Here is a 16,207-nt window from a genome sequence, read left to right on the forward strand (position 1 = left end):
CAAACCTGCAGGTCACCCCCTGTGGATAGACCGCAAGTTCGCTCACTCCACCACCGGCAAATACACCCGGCTCCCCGCCTCCGCGAACTCCCGCGACTTCTCCGCCATCCCCGCCTCGACGTCCTCGTCCGACAGTTCCGACAGCTCCGGCTGCTCCGACAGCTCACCGCCGTGCTGACGGCGGATGTCCTGCGAGATGCGCATCGAGCAGAACTTCGGCCCGCACATCGAGCAGAAGTGCGCCGTCTTCGCCGGCTCCGCCGGAAGCGTCTCGTCGTGGAAGGCGCGGGCGGTGTCCGGGTCGAGGGCCAGGTTGAACTGGTCCTCCCAGCGGAATTCGAAGCGGGCGTCCGAGAGGGCGTCGTCCCACTCCTGGGCGTCCGGGTGGCCCTTGGCGAGGTCGGCCGCGTGGGCGGCGATCTTGTAGGTGATGACGCCCGTCTTGACGTCGTCGCGGTCCGGCAGGCCCAGGTGCTCCTTGGGCGTGACGTAGCAGAGCATGGCCGTGCCCCACCAGGCGATCATCGCGGCGCCGATCCCGGAGGTGATGTGGTCGTACGCCGGGGCGACGTCGGTGGTCAGCGGGCCGAGCGTGTAGAAGGGAGCCTCTTCGCAGATCTCCTGCTGGAGGTCGACGTTCTCCTTGATCTTGTGCATCGGGACATGGCCCGGGCCCTCGATCATGGTCTGCACGTTGTGCCGCTTGGCGATGCGGTTCAGCTCGCCCAGGGTCCTCAACTCGGCGAACTGCGCCGCGTCGTTGGCGTCGGCGATCGATCCCGGGCGCAGGCCGTCGCCGAGCGAGAACGTGACGTCGTACGACGCGAGGATCTCGCAGAGCTCCTCGAAGTTCTCGTAGAGGAACGACTCCTTGTGGTGCGCCAGGCACCACGCCGCCATGATGGAACCGCCCCGGGAGACGATGCCGGTCTTGCGGCGGGCGGTGAGCGGGACGTAGCGCAGCAGGACGCCCGCGTGGACGGTCATGTAGTCGACGCCCTGCTCGGCCTGTTCGACGACCGTGTCCTTGTAGATCTCCCAGGTGAGGTCCTCGGCCTTGCCGTCGACCTTCTCGAGTGCCTGGTAGAGCGGGACGGTGCCGATCGGGACGGGCGAGTTGCGCAGCACCCACTCCCGCGTGGTGTGGATGTTGCGGCCGGTGGAGAGGTCCATGACCGTGTCGGCACCCCAGCGGGTGGCCCAGGTCATCTTCTCCACCTCCTCCTCGATGGAGGAAGTGACCGCGGAATTGCCGATGTTGGCGTTGACCTTGACCAGGAACCGCTTGCCGATGATCATCGGCTCGATCTCGGGGTGGTTGACGTTGGCCGGGAGTACGGCACGGCCGGCGGCGATCTCTTCGCGGACGGTCTCCGGGGAGACGTTCTCGCGGAGCGCGACGTACTCCATCTCCGCGGTGATCTCGCCGCGCCGCGCATACGCGAGCTGCGTCACGGCGGCGCCGTCGCGGCCCCGGCGGGGCAGGCGGGGGCGGCCGGGGAAGACGGCGTCGAGGTTCCTGAGGCCGCCGCGGGGCGAGGTGTGCTTGATGCCGTCGTCCTCGGGGCGCACGGGGCGGCCGGCGTACTCCTCGGTGTCGCCGCGCCCGACGATCCAGTTCTCCCGCAGCGGCACCAGGCCGCGGCGGACGTCCGTGGTGACGGCCGGGTCGGTGTAGGGGCCCGAGGTGTCGTACAGCCGGACGTCCCGCCCGTTGGTGAGGTGAACCCGGCGCACGGGGACGCGAAGGTCCGGGCGCATGCCGGGGGCGCCCGAGATGTAGTCCTTGTGCCAGCCGGTCTGCCCGTTTTGTTCAGTTGTCGACGGGTTGGTGGACGTGTGTGCAGACGTGCGTGCGTCCTGCGTGGCCATGAGACCGTAACTCCCTACGCCGGCATTACCCGGTAACAGGTTCGGCGGTCGACGCAGCGGCTTCCGTACGGTGCGTACGGAGGTCAGCGCCCTCTCAGCCCGGTGCTCCGAGCTCCCGCGATTGCAAAGGTGGCACCACGCTAGCGCCTCCCCGGGGCGGAGGGCCAGGGGGGCTTGCGATGATGCCGCGGTGACCCGCACCGACCCCGTTCCCCGTGACCGTTCCCACTCGCACGGCCACTCGCACGGCCACTCCCATGCCCATGGCCACGGTCCGGCCGCTCCCGTCTCGTCGCATCTGCGCAAGGTGATCGCCGCCGTGCTGATCCCGTTCGCCGGTGCGGTGGCCGTCGGGTTGTTCGTCCTGTGGCCGGGCTCCGCGCCGCCGCATCAGCACACCGGGCTGGGCCTCGACCAGCAGACCCGGGCGGGGCGGGTGGTGGGCGTGGAGGAGAAGGACTGCGCCGCCGTGGGCGCCCGGCCCGCCACGCAGCAGGGTCCGGGGGACCCGCCGCAGGGGCCGTGCGAGAAGGCGACCGTGGAGGTCACCTCGGGTCCCGACAAGGGCCGTACGTTCACCGAGATCGTGCAGCCGGACGCCTCGCGCCGTTACTCGGTGGGCCAGAAGGTCGTCCTGGCGTACGCGCCCAAGGCGCCCGAGAATCTGCGCTATTCGGTCACGGACGTGGACCGCGACATCCCGATGGCGCTGCTCGCCGGGGTGTTCGCGCTGGCGGTGGTGGTCATCGGCCGGCTGCGCGGGGTGTTCGCCCTGGCGGCCCTGGTGATCAGTTTCGGGCTGCTGACGCTGTTCATCCTCCCCGCCGTCCTCCAGGGTTCGGATCCGCTGCTGGTCGCCGTGGTCGGCGGCAGTGCGATCATGCTGATCGCGCTCTACATGTGCCACGGCCTCAACGCCCGTACGTCCGTGGCCGTGCTGGGGACGCTCACCTCGCTGATGGTCATCGGGCTGTTCGGCTCGCTGTTCATCGACTGGGCGCATCTGACGGGCAACACGGACGACCAGAGCGGCCTGATCCACGGCCTCTTCCCGAGGATCGACACCAAGGGCCTGCTGCTCGCGGGAGTCATCATCGGCTCGCTGGGCGTGCTCGACGACGTGACCGTGACGCAGACGTCGGCGGTGTGGGAGCTGAAGGACGCCGACCCGCACGCGAGTTGGCGCAAACTGTACGGTGCGGCCATGCGGATCGGCCGGGATCACATCGCCTCGGTCGTCAATACGCTCGTGATGGCGTACGCGGGTGCGTCGCTGCCGCTGATGCTGCTGTTCTCGGTCGCCGACAGCGGGGTCGGGACGGTGGCGACGAGCGAGATCGTCGCGGAGGAGATCGTCCGTACCCTGGTCGGCAGCATCGGCCTGGTGCTCTCGGTGCCGGTGACGACCGCCCTGGCGGCGCTCGTTGTCAGTGCCGACCGTCACAATGCGAGTACGGAGTCCCAGGTCGGGGCAAGGGGCAGGGCAAGAGCCAGGGGCGGAAGGCGGCGCCGCGCGAAGTGACGGCGCGGTGCCCGGCGGCGGACGGGGGGAGTCGTGATGGTGGGCGAACTGGGCAGAGTCACCGGGTCGGTGGGCCCCGGGCTGGTCGGTGAGGTGATGCTCCGCGTGCGGGGCGGCGCCGAGGCCTTCCTGGCGTACGCGGCCGAGCCCGGCGCACGCCTGGAGCGCGGCACGGTCGTCATGGTCGTCGAGTACCAGCCGCCGCGCACGGTGTATGTGACGCGGGCCTACGACGCCGAGTGAGCCTCGCCGCCCGGCCGGCACTCACCTGGATATCCGGGTAACGCACCTTTTGCCCCAAGGGATTTGGTAAGGAGGGGGGATCAGACTCATGTTCATCGGAATCGTGGCGGGGATCATCGTCGTCGCCATTGCCGCCGCAATCGGCCTGTTCAAGCTGATGTGGCGGGTCGCGGAGCCCAACGAGGCGCTCGTCATCTCCGGTTCGAAGCACCGGACGGAGGGCCTCGGGGAGGGCATGGGCTTCAGGATCGTCACCGGGCGCGGCACGCTCGTGCTGCCCGGAGTGCAGGCGGTGCGCAAGCTCTCGCTCGACCTCAACGAGGCCGAGCTGAACGTGGATTGCGTGACAAAGCAGGGCATTCCGCTCAGAGTCCATGGCGTGGTGATATTCAAGGTCGGCGACGACTTCGTGTCGATCGCCAACGCGGCCCGCCGCTTCCTCGACCAGCAGAAGCACATGGCCGAGCGGGTGCACAACGTCTTCGCGGGCCATCTGCGGTCCATCGTCGGCGGCCTCACGGTCGAGGACATGATCCGTGACCGTGAGCGGCTGACGGGCGAGACCCGGTCGGCTTCGGGCACGGAGATGGAGAAGCTGGGCCTGATCATCGACTCGTTGCAGATCCACGAGATCCAGGACCCGACCGGCTACATCAAGAACCTCTCCGCGCCGCACGCCGCCGCGGTGCAGCGGGACGCCCGCATCGCGCAGGCGGAGGCGGACCGGCTGGCCACCGAGGCCGAGCAGCAGGCCGCGGCCCGGATGGCGGAGGCACAGCGCGACAGCCAGATCCTCCAGGCCGGTTACCAGGCCGAGCGCGACAGCGCCGCCGCCAAGGCGCGGCAGGCTGGTCCGCTCGCGGACGCGGCGGCCCAGCAGGAGGTCGTGGTCCAGGAGACGCGTGTCGCCGAACTCGCCGCCCAGCGCCGGGAGCAGCAGCTCCAGGCGGACGTCCGCAAGCCCGCGGACGCGGCGGCGTACGAGAAGCGCACGCTCGCGGAGGCGGAGCGCGACGCCCGGATCTCCGCCGCCCAGGCGAAGGCCCGGGAGACGGAGCTGGCGGCCGCGGCCGAGGCGACGCGGGTGAAGACGGCGGCGGCCGCCGAGGCGGAGGCCACCAAGGCCCGTGGCAACGCGGCGGCGGAGACCACGCGCGCGACGGGCCAGGCCGATGCGGCGGCCGCCCAGGCCAAGGGTCTTGCCGCGGCCGAGGCCGCGAAGGCCAGGGGGCTCGCGGAGGCCGAGGCGGCCAAGGCCAAGGGACTGGCCGAGGCCGAGGCGATCAAGGCACGTGCGGCGGCGCTCGCGGAGAACCAGGACGCCGTCGTCGCCCAGCAACTGGCCGAGAAGTGGCCGGAGATCGTGCGCGCCGGGGCGCAGGCGTTCGGCAACGTGGACCACATGGTGCTGCTGAACGGTGCGGACGGCATGTCCGAGATGTTCGCGAAGGCGCTCACGATGGGAGGCACGGGCCTGGGACTGGCGCGTCAGCTGCTCGCGTCCATGGGCACCGACGGGCCGGGCACGGCGCTGGGCGGTGCCCATGGCGCCGACGGCCGGGGCGGCGGCACGGCGTCCGCGGCTGCGGCCCCGCGTGCCGAGCGGGTGCCGGTCGAGGAGGACGCCGGGGAGGCCGGGGCACCCATGGCGGGCTAACCCGCGTTCTGCCCCTCGGTGTTGCCTGCGAGGATGTTGTCGAGCGCCGCGGCCAGGTCGTAGTCGAAGTCGGCGACCGTGCGCTCCTCGCCGAGCGGCGCGATCCGGTCGGTCCGGTCGAGGAAGGCCACCAGGGGTGCGGCGCCCGCCCGGAACAGGGCACCCTCGCCGCCCACTTGCAGCCGGATGAAGACGTCCGACAGATGCTGCGCGGAGGCGGGGGCGATGTGCACATCGCCCTCGCCGGAGGGCTGGCTCAGCCCGTCGAGCAGCAACTCCCTTGCGAACGCCCAGGTCACCGGGGCGTCGCCGGGCAGGTGAAAGGTGAACTTCACCGCGTAGGGATCGCTGCTGTCGTAGCCCAGCTCCACCGGGATACGAAAGGACAGCTCCTCGGAGACGAGGAACGTCATGATCACTTCTGCCTGAACTGTGTCGCGCATCGCCCAATGCCCCGTCTTCGTCGGTTTGGCCGGGATTGGATCCTCATGACCCTCTAATGACGCCATAGTCTGACAACAACGACCCGTGGATCACAAGGAGTGATTTTTCAGTTACCGATAGAGATCGAGAGTGAGCTTACGAGCTCACTGACTCTGGAGCGTAGCGACTCGACTACGGGGCGGAGTCGTTCCGCCTGATTCTGCCTAGCGCAACAGCGGATAACTGGCCACTGCGGCAAGACCGGTTGGGACCGCGCGTGACGGACGCGGGAGTGGGCGACTCCCCCTCATCGCACACGCGGTGGCGGGGTGAAGCGGCGGAATCCGCTGACGGGAGAAGTACCTCCCGCGCATTGCCTCGTTGAGTTGACGAGGCCGCCGGAAACCGCCGGCATCCCGCATCCGCCGTCTCCTACCAGTCGCCGCCCTTCGACGACGAGGACGACGTGAACTTCTTGAAGACGAAGATCAGTCCGGCGATGAGCGCGACCAGCAGCAGCACCTTGAAGACCACGCTGATGAGGAATCCGAGCACACTGGTGATCAAGGAGCCGAACACGAGGATGACGAGGACCGGCAAGACGATCCACTTCACCCACCAAGGCAGCCCCGCGAGTATCCCCTTCTCGGCCATGTCGTCCCCTGCTCTCCGGTTCGCTTGCACATCACTGACGGACGGACCGCCGGGGCGAAGTGCCCCGGCCTGCTCTCGATGCTAGGGCGGACAAGGGGGCGGATGGGGGCCTCGCGCCCCTCGTAGGTCCCTGAACGGTCCCCTACGGGATGCCGGGGGCGCCCCTCAGGCCTCAGGCGGAGAGAAGATCACCAGAACCCGGAGATCCTCGCTGATGTGGTGGAACCGGTGGGTCTCCCCGGCCGGTACATAGACCACGCTGCCCCGCGCGACCTCCGTCGTCTCCGACCCGACCGTGATCGACGCCCGGCCGCTCATCACGAGGTACACCTCGTCCTGCTCGTGCGGGCCCTGCGGGTCCGTGGCGCCCGCGTCCAGCGCATAGAGTCCGGCCGACATGTTCCGCTCCCGCAGGAACTGCAGATACGCGCCGTTGTTCGCGGCACGCTCCGCCTCCAGCTCGTCCAGCCGGAACGCCCTCATGCGCCTGTCTCCGTTTCCGCGCGCCGGCTCGGCCGTCCGCGCCCGTCCCACCTGTCGGTCCCGTCTGCCACGATCTCACGTATGAAGAATTTTGTGGTCAAGACGATCGCCAACGCGGCGGCCCTGGCAGTCGCCGTCTGGCTGCTCAAGGGCATCACCCTGGCTCACGCGGGGGACACGACCGCGAAGAAGGCGGTCACGCTCTTCGCCGTGGCGCTCGTCTTCGGCGTGGTGAACTTCGTCGTCAAGCCCATCGTGAAGTTCCTGTCCCTGCCGCTCTTCATCCTCACCCTCGGCCTGATCACCCTGGTGATCAACGCGTTGATGCTGTTGCTGACGAGCTGGGTGGCGGGCAGGCTCCATCTCCACTTCCACGTCGCGAACTTCTGGACCGCACTCATCGGCGGCGTCATCGTCTCGATCGTGGCCTGGGCGATGCACCTGATCCTTCCCGACGAGAAGGACTGACCACGGAAAGACCGACCGCGAGAAGAACCGACCGCTATCCCTGTGAGCGGGAGCCGGGCGGCTTGTCGTAGCCCACGGTGTTGGCCGCCAGCTCCTCCGGGGTGATCTCCGAGCACCAGCCCTCCGGGGGCTCCTGGTACGGGCTGCAGGCGCCGCACGCGGCACACGTCCACCGGCCGTGAATGCCGTGCACGATCGCCCCGCAGCCGGCGCAGGTATCGGTCGTGTAGTAGGGCGGCTCACCCGGGAGGGCGGGTGAGCGCCATGGGTGTTCATCCATGCGCCCAGACTGCCACGGGCACACGCGGGGCGGCACCGAGGTGCACACGGCCCGGGCCGGGGCAGACGAAAGGACGGCTCGAGCCTCCCCCCTCTTGGCTCGAGCCGCCCCGGCCCTCCCGAAGGAAGAGCCGCGCGTCTCAGGCTAGTTGACTCTGCGTCAGTGTCCAATCACCCTGACGACACAGCCCTATCGACTTATTTATAGTTCCTCTACGGTCGGTGGCGGGCTAGCCGGGGAGACGGCATGGATCTGACCCTCTTGCGCACGTTCGTCACGGTCCACCGGGCGGGATCCTTCACCCGGGCCGCCGCTCTCCTCGGGCTGTCCCAGCCCGCCGTCACCGGCCAGATCCGCACCCTCGAACGGCAACTGGGCCACCCGCTCTTCCTGCGCAAGGCACGCGGCGTCGTCCCCACCACCCACGGCGACGAACTCGCCCACAAACTCGGCCCGCACCTCGACGCCCTCCTCGAGATCGCCGAGGCGGGACTCGACGACCAGTGGCCCCACCGCACCCTGCACCTGGCGGGGCCGCCCGAGTTCACCGCCCTGCGCGTACTGCCGGCGCTCACCCCGCTCATCGCCCAGGGGCTGACCGTGCGCGCCGCGCACGGCATGGCCGACGACCTCTTCGAGGGCCTCGGCGCCGGCCACCACGAGCTCGCCATCACCACCTCGCGCCCGCGCGGACGGCTGCTGTCCGCCACCCCGCTCTGCGACGAGGAGCACGTCCTGATCGGCGCCCCGCGCTGGGCCGCGCGCCTCGGCGGCGCCGCGGTCGTGCGCGACAAGGGCGTCGGCGCCCTGGAACACCTCCCCGTCGTGGAGGTCCACGAGAGCCTGCCCTTCGTCTCCCGCTACTGGACCGCGGTCTTCGACACCAAGCCCGTCGCCGTCGGCACCGTCATCGCCCCCGATCTGCGCGCCGTGCTCTCCTGCGTGGCCGCCGGGGCCGGGATCGGGGTGCTCCCCCGCTATCTGTGCGCCGACGCGCTCGACACCGGCGAAGTGGTGGCGCTCCTCAACCCGCCGGTGCCACCGCTGCGCACCTACTTCCTGGTCGTACGGACCGGCACGCTCGGCCTCCCGCATCTGGCGCGGGCGCACGAGTGGCTGCTGCGCGCGGCCGTTTCCTGGTGAGTTTCATGGTGAGAGGGGGGTTTCACCAGGCGCCATGCGCGGCAGATGTGGCTTATGACCGTACGACCAGTGGTCAAACGCACCGCCCGCGCCATTCTGCTCGCCGGTGACCCGGCCTCCGGCGGCTTCGAGATGATCCTCATCAAACGCACCAAGCCGGGGGAGGCGCCCTACTGGATCACGCCCGGCGGGGGTGTCGAGCCCGAGGACGACACCGTCGTCGCGGCCCTGCACCGCGAGATGGACGAGGAACTCGGCGCCAAGGTCGTCGACGTGGTCCCCGCCTTCGTCGACACCGTCTGGCACTCCACGCACCATTCCGCTCATGGGGTCAAGGTCCAGCACTTCTTCGTCTGCCGGCTCGTCTCCATGGACCTCTCCCTGCGGCACGGCCCCGAAGTGGACGAGCCGCGCGGGACGTACGAGGTGGTCGGCGTCCCCTTCACCCGGGCGGGCATCGCCTCGGTGGAGATCGTGCCGCCCTCGCTGCGTGCCTATCTCGCCGCCAATATCGAGGGCGTCAGAGCTTTGCTCGCGGACGATCTGGGCTGAACGGTGCTTGAACGGCACTTCAGTTCGTGGCGAGCAGTTCCTCGATCGCGTCGTGCCGGATGCGGTGGGACGGCATGCCGATGCCGACCAGCGTGTCCACACTGCTGCGGATCATCCCCGGCGGCCCGGACAGATAGGCGTCGTAGGCGTTCCACGGCCCGTACTGCCGGATGATGCCCGGCAGTTGGCCGCTCAGCCCGCGCGACGGGCCATGCGAGACGACCGGGCGCACCGAGAGCCACGTGTGGGCCCGTTCCAGTTCCAGCATGTTGTCCATGTCGTAGAGGTCGCCGTCGTGGCGCGCACCGTAGAAGACCTCGACCGGCCGGGTGGTGCCGTGCTCCGCGACGTCCTCCACGAGCGCCTTGATCGGGGCGATGCCGGTGCCGCCGCCCAGGCACAACAGGCCGTTGTCAGTGGTGTGGTCCACAATCATGGAACCGGCGGGCGGGCCGAGTCGCAGGACATCGCCGGGGCGGGCGCGATGGACCAGCGCACGGGAGACCCAGCCCGCCGGAACGGCCTTGACGTGGAAGGAGAGCAGACCGTCCGGGCGGGGCGCGCAGGAGAAGGAGTAGTGCCGCCATATGCGCGGCCACCAGGGGGTTTCCAGGCTCGTGTACTGCCCGGCGAGGAAGGGGTAGGGCTGATCGGGCCGTACGGTCACGACGGCGACGTCCGGCGTGCGCAGCTCATGGGCGACGATCTCGGCGTGCCACCAGGACGGGGCGCGCAGTTCGTCCTCGGCCGCCGCGTCGATCATGATCTGGGAGATGACGGTGTAGACACGCACCCAGGCCTCCTGCGTCTCCTCGTCCCAGGTCTCCGTCGCATACCGGGTGAGCGCGCCGATGAGGGCCTCGCCCACGGCGGGATAGTGCTCGGGCCGCGTGCCGTACTTGCGGTGGCCACGGGAGAGTTGGGAGAGGTAGTCGGTGAGAGCGGGCGGATAGTCGGCGAGTTGGGCCGAGGTGAGCAGTGCCTTGAACAGCCGGTCGCGCTGGACGTCCATGGCGGGGGGAAACAGCGACCGCAGACCGGGGTTGCGGAGGAAGAGCAGTGCGTAGAAGTACGAGGTGACCTTGTCGGCGACGGGCTCGATCTCGGTCATGGTCCGGCGTATGAGAAGGGTGTCGGGGGACGGGACGGGTTCGTCCGGGTGGCCGGAGCCTTCCTCCGGGCTCTCCTCCGGGCTCTTCGGCGCGTGCGGCAGAGACGATTCGCCGTCGGGCTCGTCGGCCGGGTGCCGGTGCGCCGTGTCCTCCCGGCCGCGCCCGGCCTCCGCACCCGCCTCCGCACCCGCCTCCCGTCCGTGCCGTTCCCTCTCCCGTGGGTCGAACCAAGCCCATTCGCCCCCACCGTGGCCTGACTTCCCGCCTTCGGCCGCCGCGCGGCTCGGAGCGTCCATCGAATCCTCGCCTCGAACATCTCGGTCGGTCTCGGCACTCCGGCAGCGTCCGGATGTGCCCGCGATTCCCCGTTGCGTGTTCCAGTGCGCGCAGCATGCCACCCCTTGCCCGGGGCCAGGGGGAGTTGTGCAGAACCCGGCGCAACGGTGGGGGGTTTGAGGTTAGAGTGGCCGACTCGTGAGCTGTCGGGGCCCGGTCACTTCACTGTCGACCGGTGGTCAGCGCATAAGCCCCGCGCAGGTCACGGCCGTTGTAGGAGTGCGTGGCGATGTCGCGCACATGATGGTCCGCGTTCACCGCGACCGACACCGGCACGGCGGCGAACAGCTTCGCGTCGGACATCGAGTCGCCGTACGCGACGCAGTCCGCACGGGTCAGCCCGTACGCCTCGCACAGCTCGTCCGTGATCCGCACCTTCGCCTCGGGGTTGAGGATGCCCGCGGGATCGAGCGGTTCACGGAAGGGGAGTTCGGGCCAGCGGGAGCCGTGGGCCGTGCCGACGCCCCAGTCCAGGAGGCGTTCGACGAAGAAGTCAGGTGACAGCGAGATGACCGCGCACCGCTCGCCCCGTGCCGCGATGTCGGCCCATACATCCTTGATGCCGTCCAGCCAGGGGGCGTTCTCGAACGCCCCCTCGACGGCCGCCTCGGTCAGCTTCTCTCCCCACAGCTCGCACGCGGCCAACGCGAAGCCGGGCGGGGTGAGTTCGCCAGCCGCGAAGGCCCGTTCCAGCTCGTCGATTTCGTACTCCACCCCGAGGCGCCGGGATATCTCGATGGCCGCTGCCGAGCCATGGATCAATGTGCCGTCGAGATCGAACAAGTGCAGTCTGCTCATGGGCATGAGCGTAGGCGTACTCGCACAGGAGTACGCCTGAATACCCGGAGTTGTGCAGCAGGACACGCTCAGCGTTCGGCGGTCACCGTCACCTGCGCCGTGGCAGTGGCGGTGGAGCGGGCCGCGATGGGGCTGTTGCCCCCGGTCGTCCGCCGCTCGAGTGCCGCGGACACCAGGGCGAGGCCGAGCGCACCCGCCGCCATGGCGGCACCGACCAGGTTGGGCGCGGTGTAGCCGAAGCCGCCCGCGATGACCAGGCCGCCCAGCCAGGCCGCGATGGCATTGCCGAGGTTGAACGCGCCGATGTTGACGGCGGAGGCGAGCGTCGGGGCGTCCGCCGTGTGGTCCAGGACCCGCTTCTGCAGCGGCGGAACGGTCGCGAAGCCGAAGCCGCTGATCAGCGGGATGGCGACGGCCGCGGCGACCTTGCTGTGCGCGGCGAGCGGCATCAGCGCGAGGGCGAGCGCGAGACCGCCGAGGCCGATGCAGAGCATCGGCATCAGGGCGCGGTCGGTGAACCGGCCGCTGATGAGGTTGCTGACGAACATGCCGACGCCGAAGAGGACGAGCAGCCAGGTGACGGAGGCCGGCGCATAGCCGGTGACGTCGGTCATCATCGGCGTGATGTAGGTGCTCATGGTGAAGACGCCGCCGAACCCGAGGACGGTCATCGCCATCGCGAGCAGCACCTGCGGCTTGCGGAAGGCCGCCAACTCACCGCGCACCGGCACCGCTTCGGGCACCTCCTGGCGGGGGACGAGCATGGCGATGCCCAGCATGGCGAGCAGTCCGAGCCCGGCGATGACGCCGAACGTGACGCGCCAGCCCGCCTGCTGGCCGAGCAGGGTGGCCGGCGGTACGCCCACCACGTTGGACAGCGTCAGGCCGCTGAACATCAGCGCGATCGCGTTCGCCCTCTTCTGCGGCGCGACGAGCCCGGCGGCGACGATCGCGCCGATGCCGAAGAACGCGCCGTGTGCGAGCGAGGCGATGACGCGCCCGGCGAGCACCAGCCCGAAGACGGGGGCGACGGCGGAGAGCGCGTTGCCCACGGTGAACAGCCCCATCAGGACGGTCAGCATGCGCTTGCGCTCGACCCTGCGGCCGACGATGGCGAGGATCGGTGCGCCGACGACCACGCCGAGCGCATATCCGCTGGTCAGATAGCCGGCGGTGGGAATGGAGACGCCGAATTCGTCCGCCACCTCGGGGAGCAGGCCGGACGTCACGAACTCGGTGGTGCCGATACCGAAGGCGCCGATGGCGAGCGCCAGCAGGGCGAGGGGCATGAGGGGAGGTCCTTCAGTCGTTCAGTCGTGGTCGCGGCGGTTCTCGTTGCTTAGGAGCTTTAACGGCGTCCACAATAATTGCACACGCTCTTTATTTGCAAGCGCGGGCTATTGCGCCGAAGGGCTACGCTGGGCCCGTACACACACCCGTACGCACCCGCGCCGATCAGCCGACCAGCCGGCCGAAGGAGCCGTCCCATGTCCCGCACTCCGGACCCCGCTCCGAGGGGCCTCGCCCAGGGCTGGTGCGCGCTGTCCGCGCTGCACGGCCGGCTCGAGGCGCACATCGAACGGGCACTGCAGTCCCGGCACGGCCTGAGCGTGCGCGAGTTCAGCGTCATGGACGTCCTCAGCAGGCAGCACAACGGCGAGGGCGGCCACCTGCGCATGAACGAGGTCGCCGACGCGGTCGTCCTCAGCCAGAGCGCCACGACGCGACTGGTCAACCGGCTGGAGGACCGCGGACTGCTGACCCGCTACCTCTGCCTCACCGACCGCCGCGGCATCTACACCGACGTCACTCCCGCGGGCCTCGCCCTCCTCGACGAGGCCCGGCCGACCAACGACACCGCTCTGCGCGAGGCACTCCAGGAGGCCTCGCGCCGCGCGGAGTTGGCGCCGCTCGTGGCCGCTGTGGAATCCCTCGTTCCAGCCTCGTAAACAGGGGCGTTGAGCAATTAGGGTCCGGGTCATGAGCGACCTCGAGATCCGGCGCGCGACCGCCGACGACATCCCCGCCATCGTGGCCATGCTGGCCGACGACCCGCTCGGCTCCCGGCGCGAGTCCCCGGGCGACCTGGCCCCCTACCGCGCCGCCTTCGAGGAGCTGGACCGCGACCCCCATCAGCACCTGGTGGTCGCCGTCCGCGAGGGCCGCCCCATCGGCACCCTGCACCTCACCGTCATACCGGGCCTGTCCCGGCGCGGGGCCAGACGCGCGCTCGTCGAAGCGGTGCGCATCCACGCCGACGAACGGGGCAGCGGCCTGGGCACGCAGCTCATCCAGTGGGCCATCGACACCGCGCGCCGCGAGGGCTGCGCGCTGGTGCAACTCACCTCGGACGCCACGCGCGTGGACGCGCACCGCTTCTACGAGCGGCTGGGCTTCGAGGCGTCACACCTCGGCTTTAAGTACCAGCTGTAAGCCGGGCCCGGGCCCGCGCGCGGTGCGCCTTCTGCCGGCAGGCGCCACCGCAGTACCGGGCGGGCCGGCCCGTACGGGCGGCGGGGACCGGCCCGCCGCACACCCCGCAGCCCGTTTCGTTACGTCTTGCCGCCGGAAGAGCGGGGAGTTCCGTTACGGACCGCCCCGGACGGAGGCTGTCGCACGCCAGGGCCGTCAGCCTCCCCGGCGCCGTCCCCGGACCGCGCCGCTGCTCCATCGACAGACAGCCCAGCAGCAGGGCCATCACGTCGTCGATAGTCACGTCCTTCCGTACGGCAGTGGCCTGTTGGGCTCTGGCGAGCAGGACGGACAGCGCGTCGCGGAAGTCCCGCTCGACCGCCGGCGACGGCTCGAACCGGCCCTCGGCGCTCGCCTCCAGGGCATCACAGAGGCCCTTGTTGCGTGCCGACAGGCGTACGACCGCCGTCAGGTATCGGAAGAACACCGCTCCGGGGTCGGCGGCATACGCCAACTCCCGTGCGGTGTCGGTGAAAAGCCGTACGCGGTCCACGACTGTTGCCCTGAACAGGGCTTCCTTGGACGGGAAATGGCGGTAGACCGTCCCCGCGCCGACGCCCGCACGACGGGCGATCTCATCGAGCGGCACCGCCAACCCGGCTTCCCCGAAGGCGGATCGGGCCGCCTCGAGCACGAGTGCCCTGTTGCGGCGGGCGTCCGCCCGGATGGGTTCGGGAGCACGCCGCGGCGCGTTCGGGCCGGCTTTCCGCGCCATGTGCAGGGTCCTCCGGGCGTGATGGTCCAACCGGGCTGGGAGTTCCGATTCTATCGGGCCTGGTGGAGGCGGACCGGCGGCACGACATTACGCATGAATGCGGGCAAAGACGAAAAAGGCCGTGCCCAGTGCGAAGGGCACTGGGCACGGCCCGGGAAGGCCTGCCGCGGCTCAGCCGGCGATCACCGCGTCCCAGGCGACACCCGCCGCCTCCAGGGCCGCGTCCGCCCCGGCCGCCGGGACGCCCAGCCTGCGCAGGGCCTCGGCGAGCGCCGCCAGCGAGGCGAGCACGACCGCACGGTCCGCGGCCGTCCCGTAGTGGTTGACCCGGATCATCTCCTTGGCGAGCGCACCGCCCGCCGCCTGCACGGGCACGGAACCGTCGACGGCCAGGGCCGCCCTGACGATCTCCCGCGCGTCGACGCCGTCGGGGGCGCGCAGCGTGGTGGCGACCGGTGCGGCGTCCTCGTCCCGCACGACGTACGGGGCCAGGCCGCCCAGCGCCCGTACGCCCGCGCGCGTCGCGTCGCGGGCGGCGCGGTGCCGGGCGATGACGGCGTCCAGGCCGGCCTCCTCGATGCGGTCGGCCGCCTGTTCCAGGGCCAGCATCTCCAGCTGGGCCGGGGCGTGCGGCAGTACGGTGCGCCCGCCGTCGAGCCAGCGCTCCTTCCAGTCCAGGAGCGAGAGGTACGAGCGGCGCGGCGCCTGCTCGTTGGCGGCGATCCGCTCCCACGCGCGGGCGCTGACCGAGACCGCCGACACGCCTGCCGGTCCGGCCATCGCCTTCTGCCCGCCGATGACGCAGAGGTCGACGCCCCAGTCGTCGGTGAGCAGCGGTTCCGCGGCGACGGAGGCGACCGCGTCGAGCATCAGCAGCGCGCCGTGCTCACGGACCACGGCACCGATCTCCGCGACGGGGTTGGTGTTGCCGGTGGCCGCCTCCGCGTGGACGAGGCTGACGAAGTCGATCGCGGGGTTCGCGCGCAGCGCCTCCGCGATCCGCTCCGGGCCCGCCGCCCCGCTGAACGGTGCCTCGACGGTGACCACTTCGGCGCCGCAGGCGCGCAGCCATCCGCCGAACGTCTCCCCGTAGGGGCCCGTGACGACGTTGAGCGCGGTGCTGCCGGGGCGTACGGCGGAACGGATGCACGCCTCCAGCGGCAGCAGCGCCTCGCCCTGCGTCGCGATGACGGTCTCGCGGGTCCGCATCAGTGCGGCGATCTTGTCCTCGATGCGGGCGAAGTGCGGGGCGCTGAGCGCGGGCAGGTCGAGGAGGGGCGGTACGGATGTGGTCACGGTGCGGGGCCTTCCGGGGGCGGGGAGTTGTGCCCCGGACCCGCCCTCTCACCGTCTCCCGGGGCTCCGCCCCAGACCCCGCTTGTCGCGGCTTCGCCGCTCGTCCTCAACCGCGCGCAGCGCAGTTTCGGGGGCCCGGGGGGGGGGGGCCACCGAGAAGAGAGGGGGGGGGGGACGGGGG

At 70.5% G+C, this 16,207-nt stretch carries 18 protein-coding genes; 8 read left to right on the forward strand and 10 right to left on the reverse strand.

What is annotated here, in order from left to right:
- Positions 1–42: 42 nt before the first annotated feature.
- Entirely contained in the window at positions 43–1,872 is a 1,830-nt protein-coding gene (thiC, locus tag ACV530_RS31760) for a phosphomethylpyrimidine synthase ThiC (RefSeq protein WP_494336134.1), read from the reverse strand.
- Between the two features lie 190 nt (positions 1,873–2,062).
- Between thiC and ACV530_RS31765 the strand changes: the two genes are divergently transcribed.
- The 3 genes from ACV530_RS31765 to ACV530_RS31775 all read left to right on the forward strand — a co-directional run bounded on the left by ACV530_RS31765 (position 2,063) and on the right by ACV530_RS31775 (position 5,294).
- Positions 2,063–3,394 (forward strand): YibE/F family protein, encoded by a 1,332-nt coding sequence (locus tag ACV530_RS31765; protein ID WP_494336135.1) that lies wholly within the window; start codon positions 2,063–2,065, stop codon positions 3,392–3,394.
- A gap of 36 nt (positions 3,395–3,430) precedes the next feature.
- Complete coding sequence (locus ACV530_RS31770) at positions 3,431–3,637, forward strand: NfeD C-terminal domain-containing protein (protein ID WP_494336136.1); 207 nt, start codon at positions 3,431–3,433, stop codon at positions 3,635–3,637.
- A gap of 88 nt (positions 3,638–3,725) precedes the next feature.
- Positions 3,726–5,294: an SPFH domain-containing protein gene (locus ACV530_RS31775; protein ID WP_494336137.1), complete on the forward strand. Its 1,569-nt coding sequence runs from the start codon at positions 3,726–3,728 to the stop codon at positions 5,292–5,294.
- On the opposite strand, the gene ACV530_RS31780 is transcribed toward ACV530_RS31775, so the two are convergent.
- The 3 genes from ACV530_RS31780 to ACV530_RS31790 form a co-directional block, all read right to left on the reverse strand.
- Positions 5,291–5,737 carry an SsgA family sporulation/cell division regulator gene (locus ACV530_RS31780; RefSeq protein ID WP_494336138.1) on the reverse strand — a complete coding sequence of 149 codons (447 nt, stop codon included), beginning with the start codon at positions 5,735–5,737 and terminating at the stop codon, positions 5,291–5,293. The genes ACV530_RS31775 and ACV530_RS31780 overlap by 4 nt on opposite strands.
- 412 nt (positions 5,738–6,149) lie before the next feature.
- The gene (locus ACV530_RS31785; protein ID WP_494336139.1) at positions 6,150–6,371 is read right to left on the reverse strand and encodes a DUF5326 family protein; all 222 of its coding nucleotides are present in this window, start codon (positions 6,369–6,371) and stop codon (positions 6,150–6,152) included.
- A gap of 165 nt (positions 6,372–6,536) precedes the next feature.
- Complete coding sequence (locus ACV530_RS31790; RefSeq protein ID WP_494336140.1) at positions 6,537–6,854, reverse strand: cupin domain-containing protein; 318 nt, start codon at positions 6,852–6,854, stop codon at positions 6,537–6,539.
- Positions 6,855–6,935: 81 nt separating this feature from the next.
- Here ACV530_RS31790 and ACV530_RS31795 point away from each other — a divergent pair, with 81 nt between their 5' ends.
- Complete coding sequence (locus tag ACV530_RS31795) at positions 6,936–7,322, forward strand: phage holin family protein (RefSeq protein ID WP_494336141.1); 387 nt, start codon at positions 6,936–6,938, stop codon at positions 7,320–7,322.
- Positions 7,323–7,356: 34 nt separating this feature from the next.
- Here ACV530_RS31795 and ACV530_RS31800 read toward each other — a convergent pair whose 3' ends face one another.
- The gene (locus tag ACV530_RS31800; protein ID WP_494336142.1) at positions 7,357–7,602 is read right to left on the reverse strand and encodes a hypothetical protein; all 246 of its coding nucleotides are present in this window, start codon (positions 7,600–7,602) and stop codon (positions 7,357–7,359) included.
- Between the two features lie 246 nt (positions 7,603–7,848).
- Here ACV530_RS31800 and ACV530_RS31805 point away from each other — a divergent pair, with 246 nt between their 5' ends.
- Together ACV530_RS31805 and ACV530_RS31810 are read left to right on the forward strand one after the other, a co-directional pair.
- Positions 7,849–8,745, forward strand: a complete 897-nt coding sequence (locus ACV530_RS31805) for a LysR family transcriptional regulator (RefSeq protein ID WP_494336143.1) — start codon at positions 7,849–7,851, stop codon at positions 8,743–8,745.
- 54 nt (positions 8,746–8,799) lie between these two features.
- On the forward strand, positions 8,800–9,297 hold the full coding sequence (locus ACV530_RS31810; RefSeq protein WP_494336144.1) for an NUDIX hydrolase: 498 nt from the start codon (positions 8,800–8,802) through the stop codon (positions 9,295–9,297).
- 19 nt (positions 9,298–9,316) lie between these two features.
- Here the strand turns inward: ACV530_RS31810 and ACV530_RS31815 are convergent, their stop codons facing one another.
- The 3 genes from ACV530_RS31815 to ACV530_RS31825 all read right to left on the reverse strand — a co-directional run bounded on the left by ACV530_RS31815 (position 9,317) and on the right by ACV530_RS31825 (position 12,832).
- Positions 9,317–10,705, reverse strand: a complete 1,389-nt coding sequence (locus ACV530_RS31815) for a globin domain-containing protein (RefSeq protein ID WP_494336145.1) — start codon at positions 10,703–10,705, stop codon at positions 9,317–9,319.
- A gap of 202 nt (positions 10,706–10,907) precedes the next feature.
- The gene (locus ACV530_RS31820) at positions 10,908–11,543 is read right to left on the reverse strand and encodes an HAD family hydrolase (protein ID WP_494336146.1); all 636 of its coding nucleotides are present in this window, start codon (positions 11,541–11,543) and stop codon (positions 10,908–10,910) included.
- Positions 11,544–11,611: 68 nt separating this feature from the next.
- On the reverse strand, positions 11,612–12,832 hold the full coding sequence (locus ACV530_RS31825; RefSeq protein WP_494336147.1) for an MFS transporter: 1,221 nt from the start codon (positions 12,830–12,832) through the stop codon (positions 11,612–11,614).
- 198 nt (positions 12,833–13,030) lie between these two features.
- Here ACV530_RS31825 and ACV530_RS31830 point away from each other — a divergent pair, with 198 nt between their 5' ends.
- Positions 13,031–13,492 (forward strand): MarR family winged helix-turn-helix transcriptional regulator, encoded by a 462-nt coding sequence (locus ACV530_RS31830; RefSeq protein ID WP_494336148.1) that lies wholly within the window; start codon positions 13,031–13,033, stop codon positions 13,490–13,492.
- Between the two features lie 31 nt (positions 13,493–13,523).
- Positions 13,524–13,976, forward strand: coding sequence for a GNAT family N-acetyltransferase (locus ACV530_RS31835; RefSeq protein ID WP_494336149.1), 453 nt, complete (start codon positions 13,524–13,526; stop codon positions 13,974–13,976).
- On the opposite strand, the gene ACV530_RS31840 is transcribed toward ACV530_RS31835, so the two are convergent.
- On the reverse strand, positions 13,960–14,730 hold the full coding sequence (locus tag ACV530_RS31840; RefSeq protein WP_494336150.1) for a TetR/AcrR family transcriptional regulator: 771 nt from the start codon (positions 14,728–14,730) through the stop codon (positions 13,960–13,962). The genes ACV530_RS31835 and ACV530_RS31840 overlap by 17 nt on opposite strands.
- A gap of 171 nt (positions 14,731–14,901) precedes the next feature.
- The gene (locus ACV530_RS31845) at positions 14,902–16,026 is read right to left on the reverse strand and encodes a pyridoxal-phosphate-dependent aminotransferase family protein (protein WP_494336151.1); all 1,125 of its coding nucleotides are present in this window, start codon (positions 16,024–16,026) and stop codon (positions 14,902–14,904) included.
- Positions 16,027–16,207: the final 181 nt, after the last annotated feature.

It is taken from the genome of Streptomyces sp. SX-6, from assembly GCF_059089585.1.

Coding starts and splice junctions, on each gene's coding strand:
- ACV530_RS31825 (WP_494336147.1), bottom strand. CDS start 12,832: ATGCCCCTCGCCCTGCTGGCGCTCGCCATCGGCGCCTTCGGTATCGGC.
- ACV530_RS31805 (WP_494336143.1), top strand. CDS start 7,849: ATGGATCTGACCCTCTTGCGCACGTTCGTCACGGTCCACCGGGCGGGA.
- ACV530_RS31835 (WP_494336149.1), top strand. CDS start 13,524: ATGAGCGACCTCGAGATCCGGCGCGCGACCGCCGACGACATCCCCGCC.
- ACV530_RS31770 (WP_494336136.1), top strand. CDS start 3,431: ATGGTGGGCGAACTGGGCAGAGTCACCGGGTCGGTGGGCCCCGGGCTG.
- ACV530_RS31785 (WP_494336139.1), bottom strand. CDS start 6,371: ATGGCCGAGAAGGGGATACTCGCGGGGCTGCCTTGGTGGGTGAAGTGG.
- thiC (WP_494336134.1), bottom strand. CDS start 1,872: ATGGCCACGCAGGACGCACGCACGTCTGCACACACGTCCACCAACCCG.
- ACV530_RS31820 (WP_494336146.1), bottom strand. CDS start 11,543: ATGAGCAGACTGCACTTGTTCGATCTCGACGGCACATTGATCCATGGC.
- ACV530_RS31815 (WP_494336145.1), bottom strand. CDS start 10,705: ATGGACGCTCCGAGCCGCGCGGCGGCCGAAGGCGGGAAGTCAGGCCAC.
- ACV530_RS31810 (WP_494336144.1), top strand. CDS start 8,800: ATGACCGTACGACCAGTGGTCAAACGCACCGCCCGCGCCATTCTGCTC.
- ACV530_RS31800 (WP_494336142.1), bottom strand. CDS start 7,602: ATGGATGAACACCCATGGCGCTCACCCGCCCTCCCGGGTGAGCCGCCC.
- ACV530_RS31775 (WP_494336137.1), top strand. CDS start 3,726: ATGTTCATCGGAATCGTGGCGGGGATCATCGTCGTCGCCATTGCCGCC.
- ACV530_RS31780 (WP_494336138.1), bottom strand. CDS start 5,737: ATGCGCGACACAGTTCAGGCAGAAGTGATCATGACGTTCCTCGTCTCC.
- ACV530_RS31795 (WP_494336141.1), top strand. CDS start 6,936: ATGAAGAATTTTGTGGTCAAGACGATCGCCAACGCGGCGGCCCTGGCA.
- ACV530_RS31790 (WP_494336140.1), bottom strand. CDS start 6,854: ATGAGGGCGTTCCGGCTGGACGAGCTGGAGGCGGAGCGTGCCGCGAAC.
- ACV530_RS31840 (WP_494336150.1), bottom strand. CDS start 14,730: ATGGCGCGGAAAGCCGGCCCGAACGCGCCGCGGCGTGCTCCCGAACCC.
- ACV530_RS31830 (WP_494336148.1), top strand. CDS start 13,031: ATGTCCCGCACTCCGGACCCCGCTCCGAGGGGCCTCGCCCAGGGCTGG.